Origin of the sequence: Streptomyces sp. NPDC059455 (assembly GCF_042750115.1) — a bacterium.
GTDB classification, from domain to species: Bacteria; Actinomycetota; Actinomycetes; order Streptomycetales; family Streptomycetaceae; genus Streptomyces; species Streptomyces endocoffeicus.
Window position 1 is genome coordinate 1 of record NZ_JBHYVB010000462.1, and the last position, 2,177, is coordinate 2,177.

A 2,177-nucleotide genomic window follows, 5' to 3' on the forward strand; every position below is an offset into this window, starting at 1 on the left:
CTTGTTGAGTCGGCCCGGGGCGCGGTGCCGGGATTGCTCCCGGTCCGTTTCCCCGGACCGCTCGCCGAACCCGCCGTACCGATCTCTCGGTAACGGGCTCTCCACGGTGTCTGTCGTCAGGCAGTGGCGGGCCAGGGGGTTGGGATCTTGTTGCCCCGGTAGGTGTAGCGGGAGACCGCCACCTTTTCGATCCGGAAGAACTCGACCCCGTCCGCCGCGATCTGCCAGCGCCCGGTGGCGGCGGTCAGGTGGCGGCGGAGTTGTCCCCAGCTCCAGCCGTGGCGAGCCCTCAGCAGGTGGGCGAGTCTCCAGAAGGTGAAGTCGTCCAGCTTGCTGAAGGTCCGTTTCGCCACGGCGTGTTTGAAGTAGTTGGCCCAGCCTCGCATGATCTGGCCCAGCCGGGTCAGGGTCGATGCGAGGTCCCACTGCGATGTCTTGTGCGTCAGGGCACGGATCTTCGCCTTCAACGTCCGGACAGGCCGGGCGTCGATGAAGGTGTAGACGTACCACTTGTTCGTCCCCCTCTTGCGTTTCCACCGGATGCGGAAGCCGAGGTAGCTGAACCCGTCACTCATGTGGACCACCTGGGTTTTGGCTGGTGACAGCCGCAGCCCCATGGTGGCCAGCACGTGAGAGACGTCTTCGCGCAGCGCTTCGGTGTCCTCGCGCGAACCGTGCACCAAGATCACGAAGTCGTCGGCGTAACGGGTGATCCGCCACGTCGGCCGGCCACGGGAACGTCGGTAGGTCCGTTTCCCCGGGGTGGACATCGCCCCGCCGTTCTTCCATGGCGCCATCACGTGCTCATCGAGCGCGGACAGCGCGATGTTGAAGATCAACGGTGACAGGATGCCGCCCTGGGGCGTGCCGGTATGGGTGTTGCGCCGCTCACCGAGTTCGGTGAGCACACCGGCCTTGAGGAACGCCTTGACCAGGGCCAGCACGCGCTTGTCCTTGACGCGCGCCCGCACTCGGTCCATGACGAAGGAGTGCGAGAGGTTGTCGAAGGCCGCCTCGATGTCCGCGTCCAGCACCCATCGGTAACCCCGGGTGCCGAAGTGGTGGATCTCGGCGATCGCGTCATGTGGCCTGCGCCGGGGCCGGAATCCGTAGGAGACCGGTTCGAATCCGGTCTCGAAGATGGGTTCCAGCACCAGTTTCAGCGCCGCTTGGACGACCCGGTCGGCGATTGTGGGAATGCCCAGCCTGCGGACCTTTCCCAGCCCGCCCGGTTTGGGGATCTTGCGTTCCCGCACCGGCAGCGGCCGGAACGAACCGTCCTTGAGGGCGGTCCGCAGATCGTCCAGGAAACCGGGGACCCCGATCAGCTCCTCGACCCCGACGGCCGTCAGGCCGTCGACGCCAGGAGTGTTGGACCCCTGGTTGCCCGCGACCCGGTCGAACGCCGTGATCAGCGTGGCCGGGTCATGCACGAAGTTGAACAAGCCATCGAACCGGCGGCCCGGGTCGGCCACCGCCCAACGGTGAAGCTTGGTCTGCATCCCCGATACCCTCGTCCACGACCCGGCAGGTCCCGAACCTGGAGCGCCGCCATTCGGCGGTGCGTCTTCCGGCATTACAGTCTCCAGTCCTTCTCGAAACCGCTGCCGCCCTTCCCCATGTGCGCGGGCTTTCCCCGGCTCGGAGTACTACGGCGGCTCCGCCCCGTCCCAAGCCGATCGGCGGTCGGTGAGCCCAGCCCCGACAACCACGCTGGACGCGAGAGCTCAGGGCAGACCCGGGACGGTTCCCGTGTTCACAGTGATTCGCTCGTCGAAGTAGGAGCCCGACTATGCCCCTGCGGCTTCGCTGCGAGTACGCCGCAGTCCTTCCTCGCAGCCTCCCTGGCGGCTCATGCCCACCGCCGCGGGAGTTCCCCGCCCACACACTCGACGGGTGCGCGCCGCCCCCGGCCCAGATCCACCAGGTTCGAGCCGGTGCCGCATCAAGGGGGTGTCACACGCCGGTTCCTCGCGTACTCCTCTCCGTCCCGCTAGCCGGACCCGCACCATCTGGCAGTACTGGCACGTCCCGGCGTTGTCAGGGCTGCTCCCACCCTCCCCGGCACCACCCGGTTCAGGCTGCCCCCAGCTCCACCGTCCCGCTGCGACGGGATCAGCGGCGAAGGTCTCTCACCTCCACTCGAATCACTGCGCCTCACGGCGCACCCACGACCT

The 2,177-nt window shown here is 67.3% G+C and carries 1 protein-coding gene; it reads right to left on the minus strand.

The genetic code is table 11. The annotated features are described in order from the left end of the window. Nucleotides 1-116 precede the first annotated feature (116 nt). Nucleotides 117-1,502 carry a group II intron reverse transcriptase/maturase gene (ltrA, locus tag ACFXB5_RS53555; RefSeq protein ID WP_385223325.1) on the minus strand — a complete coding sequence of 462 codons (1,386 nt, stop codon included), beginning with the start codon at nucleotides 1,500-1,502 and terminating at the stop codon, nucleotides 117-119. Nucleotides 1,503-2,177: the final 675 nt, after the last annotated feature.